Origin of the sequence: Bacillus sp. OTU2372 (assembly GCF_038440275.1) — a bacterium.
Classification (GTDB): domain Bacteria; phylum Bacillota; class Bacilli; order Bacillales; family Cytobacillaceae; genus Neobacillus; species Neobacillus bataviensis_B.
This window is the reverse complement of the sequence record NZ_JASATK010000006.1, coordinates 166,349-186,688: the sequence shown is the minus strand read 5'-3', so window position 1 is coordinate 186,688 and position 20,340 is coordinate 166,349. Positions and strand designations below refer to the sequence as shown.

Below are 20,340 nucleotides of genomic sequence, written 5' to 3'. Positions count from 1 at the left end.
CCTTTAGGAGAATAAGTTTAATGACAATTTTAAAAAAAATAATATGTACATTTTTTTCTGAATTTAGGAATCGTGGAGTTTATATAACTATAATTATGTACCTGTCCCATTTAATAGGAATATTAAGGGGCTTTTTTTATAAGTCCATTTACTATAAAAATATTAAATCATCTATTTTTTCTTTACAAACTAAAAGCAGGATAGAAATTTTTAATAAAAATTCAATTTTGAATATAGGTAAGTTTGTATTTATTAGGAAGAACGCCAGCATTCGGATAGATTTTAATGGTGAACTAAATATTGGAGATAATGTTTTCATTAATGATAATTGCAATATCAATTGTGTAAATCGAATTACTATTGGTAGGAATACGAAAATTGCTCCTAATGTATGTATAAATGATCATGATCATAATTATAAAAAGGCTTCAAAGGATCATTTAATACGGGGAGAAGTTTCTATTGGAGAAAATGTATGGATTGGTTCAAATGTTGTGATTTTAAGAGATACGTTCATTGGGGATAATGCAGTGATTGCAGCAGGAAGTGTAGTAAAAGGCAACGTTCCGGAGAATACATTATTTCTTAACAAAAGAGAAAATAGGAGTGTTGCATTAAAAAAGTCGGATAAAGTAGTAAATATTAAGTAATTAAGATAAAGAAGGATAAGAGGAAATATGAAAAAAAATATTTTAATTTCGGTATACAATATGGAAATTGGTGGTATTGAGAGAAGTCTTATCAACATGTTAGAAAGTTTTGATTATCAGAAATATAATGTCGATTTACTAATTTATCACCATGTTGGTGAATTAATGAAGTTAATACCAAAGTCCGTAAATATTTTACCTGAAGTTGAGAATTATTCCGTATTCCGCAAACCGGTTATCCAATGTTTAAAGGAAGGGCATTATTCTCTTTCTTTAATGAGGACCCTAGCTAAATATATTGCATTAATAAAATCAAAATTTAGGAGTTTAGAAGAAGGCTCTGGCTATATCCAAATGCAGCTTTCTTTAAAATATTCTTCATATTTCCTTCCAAAAATAGAAAAAGAATATGATGTGGCAATAAGTTATGCATGGCCGCATGATATTATTGCAAACAAAGTAAAAGCCGGAAAAAAAATAGCTTGGATTCATACAGATTATAGTAAATTAGAAATTGATAATAGGTTGGACCTAAATGTATGGAATAAATTTGATGCCATTGCTGCTGTTTCTGAGGCTTGTGCATCATCATTTTTATCAACCTATCCTTTATTGAATGAAAAGGTAAAGGTGATTGAAAATTTAACTTCACCAAACTTTATTAAGAAAATGGCTGAAGAAATAAAGATTTTTAATAATAAAAACGATTCAACCTTTAAAATCGTATCGGTTGGAAGATTGTCCTATGTAAAGGGATTTGATTTGGCCATTACTGCTCTTAAATTGTTATATGATAAAGGTTTAACCAATATTAAATGGTATGTGATTGGCTACGGTGGGTACGAAAATGAGCTAAAAGAGTTAATTACAAAAAATAACCTTGAAAATAGCTTTATTCTTTTAGGAAAAAAGACAAACCCTTATCCCTATATAAATGAATGTGATTTATATGTTCAACCATCCAGGTATGAAGGGAAGGCTGTAACCGTTTCGGAAGCTAAGATACTAGGAAAACCAATTCTAATCACGAAATATCCAACCGCAAGCAGCCAAATTGAAAATGGAGTTGAGGGAATTATTTGTGATTTAAGCAGTGAAGGAATAGCAAATGGTATTGAAGGCTTCTACCATAGCGAAGAACTAAGAAATTCTTTTATTCATAATATTAAGGATAGAGATTATAGCAATAATTATGAATTAGAAAAGCTTTACAAGATTGTGGGTTAAGGAAGGAGCGTTTGGGCATTGGCTGTTAAAGTGAGTATTATCATCCCTGTTTATAACGCGGAAAAATATATAACTCAATGTATTGAATCACTCTTAAGCCAAACCCTTAAAGAGTGTGAGTTTATATTTATTAATGATGGTTCTAAGGATAACAGTAGTGAAATTATTAATAATTATAAAAAAAGTGATAAACGAATATTATTAATAAACCAAAGTAATAGAGGCGTGAGTGCTGCGAGAAATGCAGGGCTAAAAGCTGCTTCTGGTAAATATATCGGTTTTGTAGATGCTGACGATATAGTTGAAAAGGATATGTTTAAAGTTTTATATGACACTGCTGAGAATGAAAGTTCTGACATAATTATTTCAAACTTTCAGAGTATGTTGGAAGGGCGTCGTTTCATTACTAATTATCCTTTTCCTAAAAATATTAATTTGAATTTTGAATATGTACAACAAAACATTTTGCCTTATTTTCTTAAGATGGATGATTTGAATACGGTTTGCACCAAGATATATAAAAATGATTTGATAGCCCAAGCAGCTGCTGTTTTTCCACAGGATTTAGCCTTAGGTGAAGATGGATTCTTTAATATACAGTGTTTTAGTCATGCAAAGTCTATTAGATTTATAGAGTATGTTGGATACTATTATAGGGAAGTTGAGGGAAGCGCTACAAGAGATATAGGCAAAAAAGATTACTTCAGCCAAGCGCTTGTAGTCTACAATCAAAAACTACCCGAAATTTTTATAACAAATATGGATTTGACATTCATTAGAAAGTTAAAATCAATAAAACTTATAAATTATGTAATGGCTTATTTATATATATATTCCAAACCGAGCAATGAATTAAGTTTCTTCAAAAGATATCAATATATTAAAAATATGATAAGTAATCAATCGGTTAGAGAGGCCCTACCTCAATATAAAAGTGAGATGTCTACAACATTTGGTAGGTATGAAAAATTTTTAATTAGTATGATTGAGCGCAAATCAATGACGGGATTATACTTTTTAACCGCATACAGTCGATTTCGTAATAGATAAATTTGGAGGAAAATAATATGAAAGTAATGATGTTTGCTCATGGAGGCAGTTTAAATAGAGGTTGTGAGGCAATTGTTCGATCTTCTGCTAATATCATCAAAGAAAAAGTAAACAAAGCACAAGTATATTTAGTATCAAGCAGACCTGAAACAGATGAAATCATTCCAAAAATAGATAAGATTTATGATGGCTCAGATTCACAAATTAAAAGATATTCTTATGACTGGTTTTTATCCTCGTTTAGAGTGAAGTTTTTAAATGATGAATCTTACGCCCTTGGTAGAATTCACAAAAATATAATTAATCCTATCAAGGATGCTGACATTTGCCTATCCATTGGAGGAGATAATTATTGTTATGGGGAGCAGCCAGGGTGGTATGAGGTTGATAAAAGAGTAAAAGCACAAGGGAAGAAATTAGTTTTATGGGGCTGTTCCATTGGTAAAGAGGATTTATCTGAAAGGAAACTTGAAGATTTAAAATTGTTTGATCTCATTTTAGCTCGTGAAACACTTACTTTTAACATACTAAAAAGTAACGGTTTAAATAATGTCCAATTAGTTGCTGACCCAGCATTTACAATGGAAAAGGAAGAGTTGGATTTACCTAAAGGTTGGCAAGTTGGAAATACACTAGGACTAAATTTTAGTCCACTAGTTTGGAAAAAAAATAAACAGTCCCAAGAAGCAGTTAGAGAATTAATTAACCATATTTTAAAAACAACGGATATGACTATCGCTTTAACCCCTCACGTAATAGATCTTGGAAATAATGATTTTGAAGTTTTAAATAAATTTTATGAAGAATTAAAAGATACAGGAAGAGTTCTCATTTTACCAGATCATTTAAATGCCATTCAATATAAAGGCTATATTGGTAGGATGAGATTTTTTATTGGGGCTAGGACCCATGCGACGATTGCTGCTTATTCCAATTATGTTCCTACAATGGTATTAGGTTATAGTGTAAAGTCTAAAGGGATTTCAAAAGATTTATTTGGAGAGGAAAAATTAGTCTTAGGAATTCAGGATATTTCAGATGGCAATAAGTTAAAAGCCAGCTTTGATGAAATGGTCAGGGATGAGGCAGCAATAAAACAACAACTACAAAATGTGATTCCAAAAATAAAAAAAATGTCGTATAAAGCTGTGGATTATTTAAATGAATTAATACGGTAAATCGAGGTTAATAATGGTGAAAAAAAAATTATTATTTATAATACCTAGCTTATCTGCTGGTGGTGGAGAAAAAAGTTTAGTTAATTTACTTCATCACTTGGACTATAGTCAATATGATGTGGACCTGTTTATGTTGAACCATGATGGACTATTTATGGAATTCATACCAAAAGAGGTACGTGTTTTACCTCTTCCTGAAACATATAAACTATTTTCTTTAGCATTTTTTAAATCAATTAAGGAACTTTTAATAAAAGGAAATCTTTCTATTGCATATAACAGAGTTATTTATTCTTTGAAAAATAAATATTCAAAGAATGTTTCTACTAGAGAACAATATACATGGAAGCATCTGTCCAAACCATTAGATGATTTAGAGCAAAAGTATGATGTGGCGATTGGTTTTTTGGAGAAAACATCTACCTATTTTTGTGTAGATAAAGTAAAGGCTTCAAAGAAAGTGGGATGGGTTCATATTGATTATGATAAGTTAGGTATGGATCCAAAATTTGATATTCACTATTTTAAGAGAATTGATAAAATCGTCACAGTTTCAGAGGAATGTGCAAAAATTTTTAAAGCCAGATTTCCCAGTGAGAAGAATAAAGTTGATATTATTTATAATATCGTTTCTCCATCGATGATTCATAAAATGGCCAGCCAAGCCAGTAATAATGTATATAACAGAAAAGATGAAATTATTATTTTATCGATTGGCAGGCTTCATTATCAAAAAGGATTTGAATTAGCAATTGAATCCTGCAAGAAGCTTATAGATAAAGGATACAAAATTAGGTGGTATATCATAGGAGAAGGAGAAGAACGTGAAAATTTAACGAGTCTTATAAGGGAATATAACTTAGAAGATCATTTTAAATTGTTAGGTTTAAAGTCGAATCCATACCCCTATATTAAACAAGCTGATATTTACGTCCAAACATCTAAGTTCGAAGGGAAATCTATTGCAATTGATGAAGCGAAGATATTGAATAAACCAATTATTGTAACAAATTTTAGTACAGCAAAAGACCAAATTAATCATGGTATGGATGGTTTAATTGTAGAAATGAATCCAAATTCAATCATGGAAAGTATTGAGAAAATACTTCACGATAAAGGATTAAGAAACAAGCTAATCAATAACCTAGCCAAGATGAAATTAGGGACTGAGGAAGAAATAAATAAGTTATATGCAATCATTAGTGGGTGAGAATATATGAAAAAAACAATCTTATTTGTTATGAATAAACTAGTTTGTGGTGGGGCAGAAAAATCTCTGATTTCATTACTAGAAAGCATTGATTATTCTCAATATGAAGTAGATTTGTTGTTATTTAAACAAGAAGGGTTATTTTTAAATAAGGTACCAAAACAAGTTAACCTTCTGGAGGAACCAAGTGGTTACAAGTATTTTGATATGCCGATAAAGACGGCCATTCTGAATAATGTTACAATGGGAAGATTTGATATCGCTTTATCAAGGATATTGGCGGGATATATTTTTAAAAGTGAGAAAAATATTGCAAGATGTGAGCAAAGAGTTTGGAAATATATATCTAATTCCTTAAACACAATAAACAAAAGATATGATATTGCAATTGGATTTATGGAAAAAAACCCTATATATTTTTGTATTGATAAAGTCGATGCAAAAAAGAAAATTGGGTTTATCCATTCAGATTATGAAATGTTAGGAATGGATGCCAAAATTGATAAAAACTATTTGGAAAAACTAAGTAAAATAGTTACTGTTTCAGAGGAAAGTGCTAATATACTTAAACGGAAATTTACAAATTTATCCTCAAGAATAAAGGTTATGCATAATATTGTATCCCCTAAAATAATAAAAAAATTATCCTTAGAAAATGTAAATTTCCAATCAAAAAGCATAACTATAACTTCTGTAGGAAGGCTTAATTATGTAAAGGGATATGATTTGGCTATTGATGCTTGTGAAATGTTAATAAACGATGGTTATGATATTCAATGGCTTATTATTGGAGAAGGCGAAGAGAGGAAGAAATTAGAACAATTAATAAAAGATAAAGGTTTAGAGAAAAATTTTATCTTATTAGGTATACAGGAAAATCCATATCCTTATGTGAGGAAATCTGATTTATTTGTTCAATCATCTCGTTTCGAAGGAAAATCTATTGCAATAGATGAAGCGAAAATTCTGCATAAACCTATAGTTGTTACAAATTTTAAAACAGCAAAAGATCAAATAACAAATATGGTAAATGGTATTATTGTTGAAATGGATTCCAAATCAATCTATATGGGAATAAAAACAATAATCAATAGCAAGGAATTAAGGGAAAAAATAGTAAGTAATTTAGCCATTGAGAATTTAGGAACTGAGTCCGAAATTAATATATTATATGAAATTATTAATGATAAATGAAAGGTGAATAATGTGATAACTCAAATAATATGTGGCCTATTGCTCAGTTTAATAGCTGTAACACTATTTATTGATATAATACCCAATTTTATTGACTGGTTTAAAAGGATTAGATTAGGAAGATTTGAAGATAAGAAATTATGGAATAAATTAATAACACAAAAGGGAGTAAAATGGTTGATAAAAACCCCTAGAATTAAAGTAACTGATAATACAAGACTAGTTGTAATGGATATTTTAAAAGGGAATTATAGTAAAAGTGACATACAACATTGGCAAGAAGCATCTCTTGTGTTAGGGATTTCAGAGTATTTAAAAATTAATAAGGATTTAAAGACTAAAAAAGAAGTAATTAATTTTCTGTACTCTAGATTTGATAAAGATGGAAATTGGATAAAAAGGCCAAAAAATATAGATGCAGCCATACTGGCTTACTCAATTATGAAGATAGATTTTGTTGATACCAATAAGTTTCAAAAAGCGCTTGATTTTATTTGGGATCTAATAAAAGAACATATTGGGGCAGACGGTACAGTTCAATATAGAAAATCTATGAAAAGTTACAGATATGTAGATACTATAGGATTTATTTGTCCTTTCTTAATTACTTATGGATTAAAGTTTGATAAAAAAGAATGTATTGAATTGGCAGTAAAGCAGATAAAAGAATATGAAAAATACGGGATGTTAGAAATTCATTGGATTCCAAGTCATGCTTATAAACTTGAAAATAATTTACCACAGGGATTATATGGTTGGGGAAGAGGACTTGGTTGGTTTGCAATTGGGCTTATAGATGCATGGAATGAACTTCCAAATTCAAATAAATATAAGGCTCTATTAGAAGAGAGTGTGGTAAAATTTGCGAAATCCATAATTCATTTTCAACAGAGTAATGGAAGTTGGAATTGGCAAGTTGGAAGAAGTGAATGCAGAGCCGACTCCTCTACTACTGCAACATTAGGGTGGTTTATGTTAAATGCATCAAAAATTAAAAGAATTTCAAAAGATTGTTTAGAATCCACAGACATGGCATTAAATTATTTAATGAAAGTAACTCGAAGAAATGGGGAAGTGGATTTTTCCCAGGGAGATACCAAAGATATTGGAGTATATTCTTCTTTATTCAATATTTTGCCTTTTACTCAAGGATTTTGTATTAGAATGATAAATTTAATGAAAAATTAAAATGCGGGGAAGGACATTATAAAAAAAGCAGGTAACTTTTAGAATTTATTCTTAGGAAAAGTGAATTAATGGTTATTTAAAGTCGAAGCCGGAATCGGCATATAAATGATAGTCTTAACTAGGTTTTTTCGACGGAACCAAAGAAAGGGATAAGATGAGAGTAAAAAATTCCTTAATTAATATATCAGTTGGTTTGGGAAACCAACTCATTATTACGATTTTGAGCTTCATTTCTAGAACGGTATTTATTAACAGTCTAGGTATTGAATACCTTGGTATAAACGGCCTTTTCACTAATATACTAGCGATGTTGTCCTTGGCAGAAGCAGGGATTGGCTCTAGTATTATGTATAGTCTATACAAACCAGTGGCTGAAAATGATCAAAACAAAATAAACGTATTGATGAAACTGTATAAAAAAGCATATTTGATTATTGCTCTAGTAATTTTATTACTTGGGTTATCTGTAATGCCCTTTTTAGATTTTTTTGTAAAAGATTCTAATGTTGAAAATATTAATTTTATATATTTAATTTTTTTACTAAACACAGTTGCTCCTTATTTATACATACACAAAAATTCTTTTCTAAATGTTTGCCAAAAAAATTATATTGTAACAGGAATATATTCCATTTCGTCAATCATTTCTGTCTGTTTAAAAATTGGTATTTTACATTTTACCCAAAATTATATTCTATACTTAGTAATTGACAGTATAATTACGATTTCAAATTCTATAATTGTATCAATAATTACAAATAGAAAATATCCTTTTCTTAGAAATAAAACAACAGAAAAGTTAGACAAAGAAACAACAACAAATATAATAAAAAACATTAAAGCTATAGTTTTACAAAATATCGGGAGCTACCTTGTATTTGGAACCGATAATATCATTATTTCGTCTATTGTTAGTGTTGCTGCTGTTGGCTTGTATTCAAATTATAATATGTTAATTGAAATTTTTAGGACTTTTATTAATCAAGTTTTTAACAATATATATCATAGCGTTGGAAATTTAGTAGCAAAAGAAACCAGAGAAAAGGTCTATAGATTATTTAAAATATATAGGCTATTGAATTTTTGGCTTTATTCATTAGTATCCATTTTTCTGGCTATAATACTAGAGCCATTTATTACTTTATGGTTAGGGTCAAAATTTTTAATGGGCCATGGTGTTTTGGAGATATTAATGATTTGTTTTTATGAGCGTGGAATGAGAAATTCGATTACTACCGTAAAAACAACTGCAGGAATTTTTTATGAAGATAGATATGCTCCTTTAATTCAGGCTGGAATTAATCTAGTTTTTTCTATCGTTTTAGTTAAATATATAGGCATTTCGGGTGTTTTCTTGGGGACACTTATAAGTGGACTGGCTGTACCTTTTTGGACTACACCGTATTTTGTATATAAAAGGGTATTTAATGAACCATTAATAAAATATTTTATCAACTACACTTATTATTTAATTATTGGATTGTCAGCCTTTTTAATTACAAGAATTTTATGCAATTTTATTTCGCCAGATAATGTATTTAATTTAGTATTAATTAGTTTTATTTGTTTGATTATCCCTAATATAATTTATATAGCAATTTTTTATAAGTCTAACGAATTTAAGTATCTGTTGATGATATTGAAAAATATTTTAGGGTTGTTACAGAACAAAGTGAAATTTAATAAGAAAATAAAAAATGTAGGTTAATTAGTTGCCCCGATAGCTCCAAAGTAAAAAAAAAATATGGCTGAATGCTTTAACTTTTTAGCCATATTTTTTATTATTATTAAATGCCATTCTATAATTTTTTTACCGTAACCTTTAAATTGGTATTTTGTTTATCTTTTATAAAAATAGTATTCCTATCTATTATTGATATCATTGGTTGTACAATTTCTGAAGTGGTGGTTACAGAGAGAACAATAGGTTCCAATGTATTCAGGTTGTGATTAACAATAGTTGAGTACCCATCGCCATCCGTTTGTAATGTAATGCTTGCTTTGAAGGTGTTATCAGGATCATAACCAACATAGATACCGGCATTTTCGGCTGGTAAATTGATATTAGTGAATGAATTATCTGCTGAAATAAATTTAATCATAGGATTAGCGCTATTATAATAAATCAGATTTAGTGGAGTAGTGCCAGTGTATTTAAACTTACAACTCATTAATGACAAAGTAAAGACATCTGTTACGGTAGTTTTATCATGATGAATTAAATGGGGAAAATTAGAATTAGATATTTCAATTGTACATTTGTTCAATTTAATAATACCGTTTGGTTGATTAAAGTCTGTAGCAAATAGGTAACTTATTGTACCGGCGGTCAATTCACATTCCTCTATTATCATTGTTGATTGAAAGCCTGGAGTGTTTATATTTCCAACTTTTAAAACAGTGTTTGTTAACTTTGAGTTAGAAATATATACTTCTCTGTTTTTCGTACCTAAAATAAGGTTTATCAATGTGCTGCTATTATATTCACAATTCTCTATCGTAACCTTTTCACTCTTCGTCGTACCATTTAAAGTTTGAATAGTAATCCTAAAATTGTTAAAAATACACTCATTTTGCTTATAAACCTTTATAGTTAAATCTCTTGTTGTGGTTGAATCAAAAATACAATTTTCTATTTTGTTTGCTGTAAAAGTTGGATTTACCGAAATAGTATCGTATTTGATTCGATTATTTCTGAAGGTATTGTTTAAATTGCTGTTGCCCATATTAATATTGGTAACGTCTATAAAATTATTATCGGAAACGTTTAATTGATAGGAAGTATTCCCATTAAAAGACAAGTTCCCACCATGGATACTATTCTCTGAAATATTTACATAAGAATTTCCGAAGTTAGAACTCATCAAGCCTATACTTGTTGAACAATTATAAATGAAATTTCCTCTTACATTTGCAAATAACAAACTATAAAGGTTAATCCCAATTGAATCTATATTATAAATGTGATTATTTTCAATTTGAATGGAATAGCACCCAGCTAATATTCCATTATTACTACCATAGATGAGATTATTCCTAATAACGCAGTTATCACCATATGAATCTTCTTGATTTATAGCATATCTTGTAGGATCGCTAAAAAAAGGTTTTCCGTCTAAAAAGCTATTGCTCCATTTACCGTTGTCTCTAATGACATTATGCTGAATGACATTATAGCTTCCTCCAAAGGATATTCCCCCTCTATGCCCATTGTAGATCTCATTATATTCAATTACGTTGTGGTGAGGGATTAAACCAAATTTTAATGTAATTTGTAAATTCTTGGAGGGATTTGTTTCACCTGGAAACACCATTCTTATTTTTGCAGCATTTAACGGTATGGAAATATCGGTATATATTTTTCTCTTTTTAAGAACACCGATGAAGGAGTTGTCTGCTTTGTAGAAAAAAACATCAACATCTTTAATTATTAAAGCGGTTAATCTGGTATATCCAGCTCCAGCAATCAAGAACGAGGAAAATTCAGAGTCAGTAGGTATATTTATATAGCCTGTCGTTAATGAATTTGTTGAAGAAATTAATTGGCCAGTAGAATAATCTATAGAATTTAATGTAAGATTCATATTGAATTCTGCTAATTCTCTAACTGCTGAACTGGAGAAGCTTATATTGTCTCCCATATAATCTCTTACAATACAATTTTTTACAGAACTGTATTTAGTACTTTTTCGGAATACAACACCATAGCTGCTTTCAACCATTCTTTCAGCTGTTACATTCGAAAAGCTTCGATCATCCCTGCATCCAATGATTGTGCCATTCATCAAGTGAGTATTCATTACATTTTCAAATAATATGCTGTTACCTATAAATTGGTAATAATCAGAGGTTGTCCGATTGTCAAATGGTGATTTTCGATCAGAATCATAAATAACTTTTAATGTGGAACCATTTAAGTTGAAAGTCATATTGCTAATCATTTTTATTTCTCTTGGGTAGCATAGAGCATATTGCCCTTTAGGCAACAAAACACCGCTATAACCATTGCTATATGCATATTGTAAGGCATTGTTAATTCCTTGAATATTTGCATCTGCCATTAAATAATCAGTAGCAGTATAAGGTTTATTTGGTATCCCTTGTTTGATATTCCATTTATCAAGTTCTATAAGATACACTCTTTTAGCACATCCTTTCGATCTTTCCGGGGGTTAAAGACTTTTGTAAGATTTATGGTTCATATAAATCACCTATTGTTGGAAGGGTCATAACACATAATATGGTTTTGAATTTTTTCTGTTTGGACAAGTGTTACTAAGATGTATTATTTTATAATCCATCTTATATGCTGATTTTTATAAGAATTTTGTAAAAAGGTTCTATATTTTTATTTTAGTTCCTTGATTGAATTTAAAGTAGGTTTAAACCTGTTAGTAAAAGGATTTTCACAGGATGTATTAAGGAAGGTGATGTATAGAATGATTTTTACTGTTGATGTTGAGGATTGGTTTACTAATGGTCGCAGTATACAAATTGATTCCTGGGATGGCTATGAACTTAAAGTAGAGCAAAATGTTTATAAAATACTTGATTTGCTAGAAATGCATAAAGTTAAAGGAACTTTTTTTATTTTGGGATGGATAGCCTATAAAAGACCAAATTTGGTTAGGGATATTTATCAAAGAGGACACGAGATAGCATCCCATGGTTATTCGCATATGTTAGTTTACACACAATCATATGACGAATTTCGGCAAGATATTAGAAAATCAAAGATTCTTCTTGAAGATATAATTGGAGAGGGAGTATATGGGTATAGAGCTCCTTGTTTTTCAATTACAAAGTGGGCATATCAGATTTTGGAAGAGGAAAATTTTTTGTATAGCTCGAGTATTGTGCCACATAATTATCATCCGCTTTACTCAAAGGTTAATTTGGAGGAAACGAAGTATCCTTTTATACAAGTGAATAACAAATTTTTTGAATTTCCTTTACCAGCATATAAAATATTCAAAATGAACATTCCTTGGGGAGGAGGAGGTCACTTTCGCTTGTATCCTTATTCTTTATATAAATATGGTTTAAACAAAATAAAAAATGTTGAGAATTCATTCGTATTTTATATACATCCTTATGAGATTGATTTAAATCAGTCAAGCTTAAAAAATAATATAGATTTACATAGTTTGTTAGGATCTTATGGTATTAAGACTACTTACAAAAAGTTAACTTCATTACTAAACGATTTTAAGTTTACTTCAATTAGAGAAGCATTTCCTTGTATTTCGCCATAAACATATTAATATCGCTGATTTATTATTAGGTAAGTAATCTATATTAACAAAGGTGTTTATATGAATAATTTTTCGAAAATAATTTCAGACAAATTCCTAATGGAATGTGTTGCGTATTTATATTGTAAAGAAATTAATATCAGCAAGTATCAGATACCAATGCCATCGGTAAAAGTTATTAATAAATTAATAAATGAAGAAGTTATATCCAAAGAAAAGAATCAGATTATCGATAAAGAATTAGGATATGCTTGTTATGAACATTATCGACAAAATAATAATAATGATTTTTTTGATCAATTGCTCGTTAATAAATCTAAGAACAAAAAAGTAATTTTGGATCTATGCTGTGGACCAGGCGCCACTGTACAATCTTTATGTAGATATAATCCTGAGATAATTTATGCAATGGATATAAATCCTCGATATATATCCATAGTTAAGGAGATTTTTCCAAACAATAACTTCGGGGGGACACAAGTAATTCCGATTTTGGGAGATGCCCATAGCATACCTCTTAAAAATGAGACAGTTGATTATGTAGTTTGCAGAGTCTCTATACAATATTTAGCAGTAGATATTGTGTTAAAAGAAATATATCGTGTATTAAAAAGAGGAGGAACAATTTTTTTAATTGTTCACGGTTCTGGATATCTGTTAAATTATTTTTTTATGAGAAAAAAACTTTTGAGCAAGGATTCATTTTCATTTTTCAAAAACATCTTCATTAGGAAAGAATCAGTTGCTCGAGCAAAATTTTTATTTTCAGGAAATCTAATTAAAAAATTAGATAAAATTGGTTTTATAGAAAATCAACTATTAACAAATAACTCTTATAAAGAGTTAAGATACTTTCCGGTTTATTTTGCACTTAATGGAAATAAAAAATAGATTGCTACTGTGATGTATTTAGGTATCCGAATGTTCTTTATAAAAGACTATATAGTTGGTAGGTATTATTTTTGAAATTTAGTAAGAGAATATCATTGTTTATCTAATATAAATACCAATAATGTTTTAAATAGATAGTTAACTGAATAGAAAATGAGGCGTTTAATGGGAGTATTTGATTGAAAAATGGAGAAAACATTTTGTCGAATCATTGCTCTTTTAATAGAACGATTGTTGGTTTATAATTATGACATATTATAGTATAAACTATCCTTATTAAATTCAGGTAGTTATATTTTTTTGACCTTATCGTTCTTTATAATGAACTAATCGGTAGGAAAGGGGGTGAAATTTATGATAAAAGAAAAAATATATACTAGACCAATTATACTTAGCCACCAACCACTACAATTCGAAACGAGACATAGCTGGAATCCTGGAAAAGGGAATAGTCCTGATTCGGATGGGAATAGTGGAATCAATTTCAAAGATGATAATAAGAATCCACAGCCTTGCGGAGCAGGAACCGCTAGTAATAATAATGGTAACGGCAATGGCGGAAACAGTGGCGGTATAGGGCAATGTAATCCAAATGTTAATTAATAATAGGATGGGAAGATGGGTGAGGTGAACGTTCCACTTGCTTCCCTCTTCAATTTTTTTAAGGAGACTATTATGAAAGTCATTAAAACAAAAATCGGTGACCATTTTATTCAAATTGTGACTGAATCTGAAAAACAATATGAAATTTTACATAATTTTAAATCAAATACTCCTGTTAAACAGCAACCCGATCTACTTATTAAGATTCAAGATGGCTTTGGTGTTCCCTTTCAAGATTACGAAGTAAGCATTATAAAAAAACACGATAAAATCATCTACTCCAGAGCCGATTATTTGATTGAAGTGGATTCAGAATATAAAACTGCAACTATTTCCGTGTATGATGATTTCGCTTTAAAACATGCCTTAACCAATTTATATAGTGCCTTTATTGTTCACCATAACTGGGGCCTGCTAATTCATTCTTCCTGTGCTCTAGAAAATGATAAAGCCCATTTATTTGCTGGCCATTCTGGTGCAGGCAAGTCTACGGCAGCAAAACTTTCATACCCAAGAAATCTATTATCCGATGAAGCCACAATCGTAAAAATAACTCCAAATGAAGTTTCAGTTTATAATTCACCATTTCGCAGTGAAATAGCTGCGGAACCTTACCAAGGCAATGTAGAGTTAGCCAGCATGCAACTCCTTGTCCAAGCAATACAAAATCAACGAAATCGATTAGAAAAAGCGGATGCACTTCTTCGTTTAATGGATAAAGTATTTTTTTGGCCGCAGAATCAGGAAGAAACACGAACTATTATGAAGCTATTAACTTTGTTAGTAAAACAAGTACCGGTCTATGAACTTCATTTTCAAAAAAATAATACCTTTTGGGAGTTAATATCATGATCACACAATACATTCAAAAAGGAACTTGTGAAGCAACGGAACTGGATGGTGAATGGGTTATTTTAGACACCGATCAGTATACTATTACGAAACTAAATGATCTGGGTGGATTTTGCTGGTCTATGCTGAATAGAGCTCAAACAGCAGAAACACTTACACAAGAAGTGGTCGAGAAGTTCTCCGTTTCTGAAAGTCAGCAGCAAGTAAAACAGGATATGGAAGAATTTTTAAAGAATCTTGCTCAGTGCGGGTTGATTCAACATGCAAATTGATATTCACACCTTTACACTACTAAAAAAAGCAATAAATAAAGATGGTTGGCTGGAACTCCCTTCATCAGGAAATAGTATGTATCCTTATATCCAAAAAGGGAATATCTGCATGTTCGTCCCTTGTAAAACTTCATTATTAAAAAAAGGCGATGTTATTCTCTATTATTCTCAAACAGGCGAATTAATTGCGCATCGTTTTGTTAAAAAAACAAAAGTGAATAATCAAACGGTGTTAGTCCTAAAGGGAGATACCAACCTTGGTTTCGACCAACCGATTGAAGAACATTGGATTCTAGGAGAACTAGTCAGTATACAAAAAAGGCATTTCACAATAACCACAAATCAATTGCTCTCCCGTCTTTGGGGAACATTAATCCTTTCTTTTCCATTCCTATCAGGTATTTTACGGAATTATTTAAATAGAAAATTAGATGTACATTTTAATTAATGATGGAGTGTCCCTGCCATGAAAAATCAGCTAAAATCGCTTATGATTCAATATTTCTCGATGAAGGATATTCGCAGGGTCTTTTCCTTTGTCCTGCCCTATATTCTCAAAAGGTGGAAGGCATATGTTGCAATTCTTCTTTTATTAGGAGTGGATATATATCTAACCATTGCTTTTGCCAAGTTTTACGGGGAGATTACAGATGCAGCCATTCATGGTGGTTATAAACAAATTTTATCCTTTATTCCCTATGGAGCACTCCTTATTTTAATGAGTATCGGTACCAGTGTATCCTATACCTTTTTTAATATGATTGCGACCAATGGGGTAAAAATGGATCTAAAAAACCATTTTTTTAACCATGTTTTAAGATTACCCGCCGGGGAGGTGTCCAATTATCGTTCCGGTGAATTAATGTCCCACTTTTCCAATGATATTCATGGTGTTGATGGAGTGATCGGAAGCAGCCTGATTAGCCTTGTTAGATTACCGATTATTTATATTGTTGTATTTGTGTATTTAGTGAATATTAATCTTACACTATGCTTAGTAAGCCTGATTATCGCACCAATTGCAGCACTTTCTGGTTTGGTATTTGGTTTATTGCTTCGGAAAAATGGCAGATTAATTCACCGTTTAGTTGGAAATGTCAATAGCCTTTTAAGTGAAACATTTCATGGATTTACTGTAATCCGTTCGTTTACATTGGAAAAGCTGCAATATAAGAAGTATGCTAAGCAAAATCAGGAATTGTATCAATTAGAATTGGATAATGCTAAACTTCAAAGCTGGTATAAGACAGGTGAACAAATTATAGGTTCTATTACCTTCATTATTAACGTTTCTATTGGTGCCCTTTTTGTCTCCAAAGGAGTTCTTACAGTTGGTGCTTTATTAACCTTTCTAAACCTAGTCACGCATTTATTCTATCCAATTACTGGGATGGCCAATGTATGGGCTGGCTTTCAACGGTCAGTTGCCGCTCTTGAAAGAGTACTCGATGTCCTAGAAAAGCCAGCAGACGTAAAAGAACTTCCAGACTTTTCTCAAAATAGCTGTGTTAACGGGACAATTGAATATCGAAATGTTACCTTCAGCTATGTGGAAAATAAACATGTATTTGAACATTTTAACCTTGAAATTCCGGAAGGTAAGGTAGTTGCTCTTGTTGGTCCGAGTGGTGCTGGAAAGAGTACGTTATTTAATCTCCTCCAAGGTTTTTATAAACCCCAAACAGGTGATATCCTCATTGCAGGGAAATCACTTAGGGAGTTATCGGCATCTGAATTAAGAAGCTCGATTGCCCTTGTTCCACAAGAGACCTTCCTATTTTCGGAAACGGTGAAGGAAAACTTACTGATTGCCCGTCCGAACATCACTGAAAAAGAAATGGTGGAAGCAGCCATTCGGGCTGAAATTCATGATTTTATCCTGTCATTACCTAAAGGATATGACACAGAAATTGGTGAAAACGGAATTAAGTTATCTGGAGGACAAAAACAACGAGTTGCTATTGCAAGAGCAATCTTAAAAGATGCCCCCATTCTGTTATTAGATGAAGCTACATCTGCCTTAGATGGAGAAACGGAGTATTACGTAAAAGAGGCTTTAGAAGAATTAATGAAAGGCCGAACCACGATCATTATTGCGCATCGGTTGTCCACCATCCAACATGCAGATGTCATTATGGTTATGGAGCAGGGGAAAATTGTGCAACAAGGAACGCATAAGGAACTATTGAAGCAAATTGGCTTATATCGAAAACTGTATGAATCATCTTTTAGTGCAAAAAACGAGAGTACTTTACCTTTAGTTGCAAAATAGAATGGGGGGTGAAAGCCGTGAGTTTAAAGATGGTTACATTACTATATAATCAAAACACTGACATGCCCCCAGAAGAAGAGTTCTACACACATGCGCTCTTGGATATTGAAAATGAAGGAATCTCATCTCAAGTTTTCTTCATATTAAAGCAACAGGGGAGGCTAAATCAAACCCCTGTTTTTTTTCAAAATCGTTTAAAGGAAAGCTATGAAAAAGGGCTATTCCAAAATCTTTTGATCAAAAATCAAATGAATACCATTCTAACCAATTTTGAGAATCATAGTATAGATGTTATCCCACTTAAAGGGGTACATTTTGCTGAAAACTATTTTGGCCATAGTGGAGCTAGGGCCACCTCGGATATTGACCTTTTAATTCAATTACATGACCTTAATAGGGCAATTGAAATAATCAATAACTTAGGATTTACGGTTGAAGAGGAGCAGGTACCTGATCATTTTCATTGTAGTTTTAGTAAAACTATACCCGGTTCTACTATGCCGTTAGTGGTAGAAATTCACTGGAGTATAGTGAGGGAAAACACGTCTGACTTTCGAATAAATGACTTATGGGATCAATCTGAACAGGTTGGCAGTTTTAAACATCTTAAAGAGCTATCACCAAATCACTTATTTTACATGATTTGCTTACACGGTTGGCGGCACAATTTAGATTCAATCAAGTATTTTATAGACATTATACAGTTGATCTACAAATTAGATGGGAAAATTGATTATGATAACTTATTAAAACTTGCTGCCTCGCACAAAACACTAAAGCGGCTAAAGAGGACTTTATCAATAGTCTATCACCAGTTCCCTCATTTGCATGAAGTAAAAGAGTTGCCATTTAAAATAAAACAAACCAAATGGGAGTATCAGAACATAAAAGGATTAAATCGATACCTCGACTTTATCGATTATCAGTTATTCAGCTACGATACAGTTAAGCATAGTTTAATTGAACTCGTAAACTTGATATGGCCTTCAAAATATGAACTTGCTGCTCAAATTGGTGGGGAGCAGAAAGGGCAGTCGTTATTCAAGATGTATATGACTTTATATAAAAAAAGATTAACGTCCATGGTAAAGGTATTTTTAACTCATTAACTAAGCTTCAAGTGGAGAAACTGAGAAACCAAAAAGGATGAGCCATTTGCTCATCCTTTTATCACCTAGCCTTATGTTTTGAGGGAAATCTATTAGTTAAAAAATATACAGAAAAAATCCCTAATGAATCAATAACCAAATCGTAAAATCTGCCATCCCTTCCGAAAAACAATTGGAAAAACTCGGTTATAAACGCAAAAAGCAAAGCTAGTCCAATCGAGTATTTATGATTCCTTATTAAGGTAAAAAGAAGAAAATCTAATATTGCAAAACCAATAAAATGTCCTGATTTTACTTTAATAAATTCAGAATGGACCAATGTAATATCATTAAAAATAAAGAATGACGAAAAGTCAGGATTAGGTACCCATTTAAATCCGAAAGTATGTAGGTACATTAGCTTCTCGATACTTTCCGTCCATGTATTTAATAATAAAAATAGTCCCCATAAAGTAATGAATAGTAATTTTAATAAAATTGGTTCTCTTTGTGAGTTATTTTTCTCAATCCGCTGGTCACCCATTTTGTCCCCTCTCCTATTATTTTTAATAATCATCTAATTTTTATGTTACCATTGTTCTTTATGGAGAACAACACTTTAGCTGTCCAGGTAGTAAAACAAAATCCTACAACTTTTGTATTATTTGTTATATATATTTCTTCGGGTAAAATTAACCCAATTATTATTTACAAAATTCTACATATTCTCTATAATGAACATATACTGTTCTTTGTTAGGAACCAATACCTAGAAAAGAAGGGAAGTAATGATCTATCCATTAATAGAAGAAAAAGATCAGATACACATTGTGAAAGACTCATATTATTGTGTATGTGGACTAGAATTTAATACGGAAAGAAAGATTAAAAGGAAAACTCTAAGAAAAATTAAATTCATTGAATTAGGTCAGGTAACCTGTGAGAAATGTGTTTTAAAACTTTTTAACTATTAATAAGGAATTTACAAAAATTGTCGAAAGTTTTGGAAATATTTTCATTTAGATTTAAAGAAGACTATAGTACTATTAGTATAGTTATTTAAATATTTAGTGCTTTAATACTCTAACACTTTAAGACTATACAAGATAAAGGCAAACCATTCGAAAGAATGGGGCGCAAAGCTCCAGGTCTAAGGTTTTTAACTAGGATGGCTGAGTTACCTAAAATAGTATCATTTTTAGGAGGGTAAATTGTGTCCGTATTAACTACTGCTGAAAAAGAACTAGATAGTGAATGGTTAGACCTAATTAATGAAGCTAAAAATCTAGGACTTTCCATTGATGAAATTAGGGATTTTATATCAAATCCTAAGTAATATATTCCTTAGAAAATTTATAAAAGCAGATTTAGAGTTCAATATACTAAACAATTCATAAGGGGTACTATGCA

At 31.0% G+C, this 20,340-nt stretch carries 19 protein-coding genes and 1 riboswitch; of the genes, 17 read left to right on the top strand and 2 right to left on the bottom strand.

What is annotated here, in order from left to right:
- Positions 1–20: 20 nt before the first annotated feature.
- The 8 genes from AAHB15_RS12765 to AAHB15_RS12730 all read left to right on the top strand — a co-directional run bounded on the left by AAHB15_RS12765 (position 21) and on the right by AAHB15_RS12730 (position 9,405).
- Positions 21–650: an acyltransferase gene (locus AAHB15_RS12765; protein ID WP_342042518.1), complete on the top strand. Its 630-nt coding sequence runs from the start codon at positions 21–23 to the stop codon at positions 648–650.
- A gap of 27 nt (positions 651–677) precedes the next feature.
- Complete coding sequence (locus tag AAHB15_RS12760; RefSeq protein WP_342042517.1) at positions 678–1,877, top strand: glycosyltransferase; 1,200 nt, start codon at positions 678–680, stop codon at positions 1,875–1,877.
- A gap of 18 nt (positions 1,878–1,895) precedes the next feature.
- Complete coding sequence (locus AAHB15_RS12755; RefSeq protein ID WP_342042516.1) at positions 1,896–2,927, top strand: glycosyltransferase family 2 protein; 1,032 nt, start codon at positions 1,896–1,898, stop codon at positions 2,925–2,927.
- A gap of 17 nt (positions 2,928–2,944) precedes the next feature.
- On the top strand, positions 2,945–4,105 hold the full coding sequence (locus AAHB15_RS12750) for a polysaccharide pyruvyl transferase family protein (RefSeq protein ID WP_342042515.1): 1,161 nt from the start codon (positions 2,945–2,947) through the stop codon (positions 4,103–4,105).
- Positions 4,106–4,121: 16 nt separating this feature from the next.
- A complete protein-coding gene (locus AAHB15_RS12745; RefSeq protein WP_342042578.1) occupies positions 4,122–5,315 on the top strand; it encodes a glycosyltransferase in 1,194 nt (397 codons plus the stop codon).
- A gap of 6 nt (positions 5,316–5,321) precedes the next feature.
- The gene (locus AAHB15_RS12740) at positions 5,322–6,509 is read left to right on the top strand and encodes a glycosyltransferase (RefSeq protein WP_342042514.1); all 1,188 of its coding nucleotides are present in this window, start codon (positions 5,322–5,324) and stop codon (positions 6,507–6,509) included.
- Between the two features lie 12 nt (positions 6,510–6,521).
- The gene (locus AAHB15_RS12735) at positions 6,522–7,697 is read left to right on the top strand and encodes a glycoside hydrolase family 88 protein (RefSeq protein ID WP_342042513.1); all 1,176 of its coding nucleotides are present in this window, start codon (positions 6,522–6,524) and stop codon (positions 7,695–7,697) included.
- 154 nt (positions 7,698–7,851) lie between these two features.
- Positions 7,852–9,405 (top strand): lipopolysaccharide biosynthesis protein, encoded by a 1,554-nt coding sequence (locus AAHB15_RS12730; RefSeq protein ID WP_342042512.1) that lies wholly within the window; start codon positions 7,852–7,854, stop codon positions 9,403–9,405.
- 91 nt (positions 9,406–9,496) lie between these two features.
- Here the strand turns inward: AAHB15_RS12730 and AAHB15_RS12725 are convergent, their stop codons facing one another.
- Positions 9,497–11,836: a right-handed parallel beta-helix repeat-containing protein gene (locus tag AAHB15_RS12725; RefSeq protein ID WP_342042511.1), complete on the bottom strand. Its 2,340-nt coding sequence runs from the start codon at positions 11,834–11,836 to the stop codon at positions 9,497–9,499.
- Between the two features lie 300 nt (positions 11,837–12,136).
- On the opposite strand from AAHB15_RS12725, the gene AAHB15_RS12720 reads away from it, so the two are divergent.
- The 8 genes from AAHB15_RS12720 to AAHB15_RS12685 all read left to right on the top strand — a co-directional run bounded on the left by AAHB15_RS12720 (position 12,137) and on the right by AAHB15_RS12685 (position 18,951).
- Positions 12,137–12,952: a DUF3473 domain-containing protein gene (locus tag AAHB15_RS12720; protein WP_342042510.1), complete on the top strand. Its 816-nt coding sequence runs from the start codon at positions 12,137–12,139 to the stop codon at positions 12,950–12,952.
- Between the two features lie 60 nt (positions 12,953–13,012).
- A complete protein-coding gene (locus tag AAHB15_RS12715; RefSeq protein WP_342042509.1) occupies positions 13,013–13,843 on the top strand; it encodes a class I SAM-dependent methyltransferase in 831 nt (276 codons plus the stop codon).
- Positions 13,844–14,197: 354 nt separating this feature from the next.
- Positions 14,198–14,446 carry a hypothetical protein gene (locus AAHB15_RS12710; protein ID WP_342042508.1) on the top strand — a complete coding sequence of 83 codons (249 nt, stop codon included), beginning with the start codon at positions 14,198–14,200 and terminating at the stop codon, positions 14,444–14,446.
- A gap of 72 nt (positions 14,447–14,518) precedes the next feature.
- Entirely contained in the window at positions 14,519–15,298 is a 780-nt protein-coding gene (locus tag AAHB15_RS12705; protein ID WP_342042507.1) for a hypothetical protein, read from the top strand.
- Positions 15,295–15,570 (top strand): PqqD family protein, encoded by a 276-nt coding sequence (locus AAHB15_RS12700; RefSeq protein WP_342042506.1) that lies wholly within the window; start codon positions 15,295–15,297, stop codon positions 15,568–15,570. Before AAHB15_RS12705 ends, AAHB15_RS12700 begins: the two co-directional genes overlap by 4 nt.
- Positions 15,560–16,018, top strand: a complete 459-nt coding sequence (locus tag AAHB15_RS12695) for a signal peptidase I (protein WP_342042505.1) — start codon at positions 15,560–15,562, stop codon at positions 16,016–16,018. The genes AAHB15_RS12700 and AAHB15_RS12695 overlap by 11 nt, the downstream gene beginning before the upstream one ends.
- An 18-nt stretch (positions 16,019–16,036) precedes the next feature.
- A complete protein-coding gene (locus AAHB15_RS12690; RefSeq protein ID WP_342042504.1) occupies positions 16,037–17,842 on the top strand; it encodes an ABC transporter ATP-binding protein in 1,806 nt (601 codons plus the stop codon).
- Positions 17,843–17,859: 17 nt separating this feature from the next.
- Positions 17,860–18,951, top strand: coding sequence for a nucleotidyltransferase domain-containing protein (locus AAHB15_RS12685; protein WP_342042503.1), 1,092 nt, complete (start codon positions 17,860–17,862; stop codon positions 18,949–18,951).
- 61 nt (positions 18,952–19,012) lie between these two features.
- On the opposite strand, the gene AAHB15_RS12680 is transcribed toward AAHB15_RS12685, so the two are convergent.
- Positions 19,013–19,474, bottom strand: coding sequence for a VanZ family protein (locus AAHB15_RS12680; protein WP_446715864.1), 462 nt, complete (start codon positions 19,472–19,474; stop codon positions 19,013–19,015).
- Positions 19,475–20,031: 557 nt separating this feature from the next.
- Positions 20,032–20,115, top strand: a riboswitch (cyclic di-GMP riboswitch).
- A gap of 28 nt (positions 20,116–20,143) precedes the next feature.
- Between AAHB15_RS12680 and AAHB15_RS12675 the strand changes: the two genes are divergently transcribed.
- Positions 20,144–20,266: an anti-repressor SinI family protein gene (locus tag AAHB15_RS12675; RefSeq protein ID WP_342042502.1), complete on the top strand. Its 123-nt coding sequence runs from the start codon at positions 20,144–20,146 to the stop codon at positions 20,264–20,266.
- Positions 20,267–20,340: the final 74 nt, after the last annotated feature.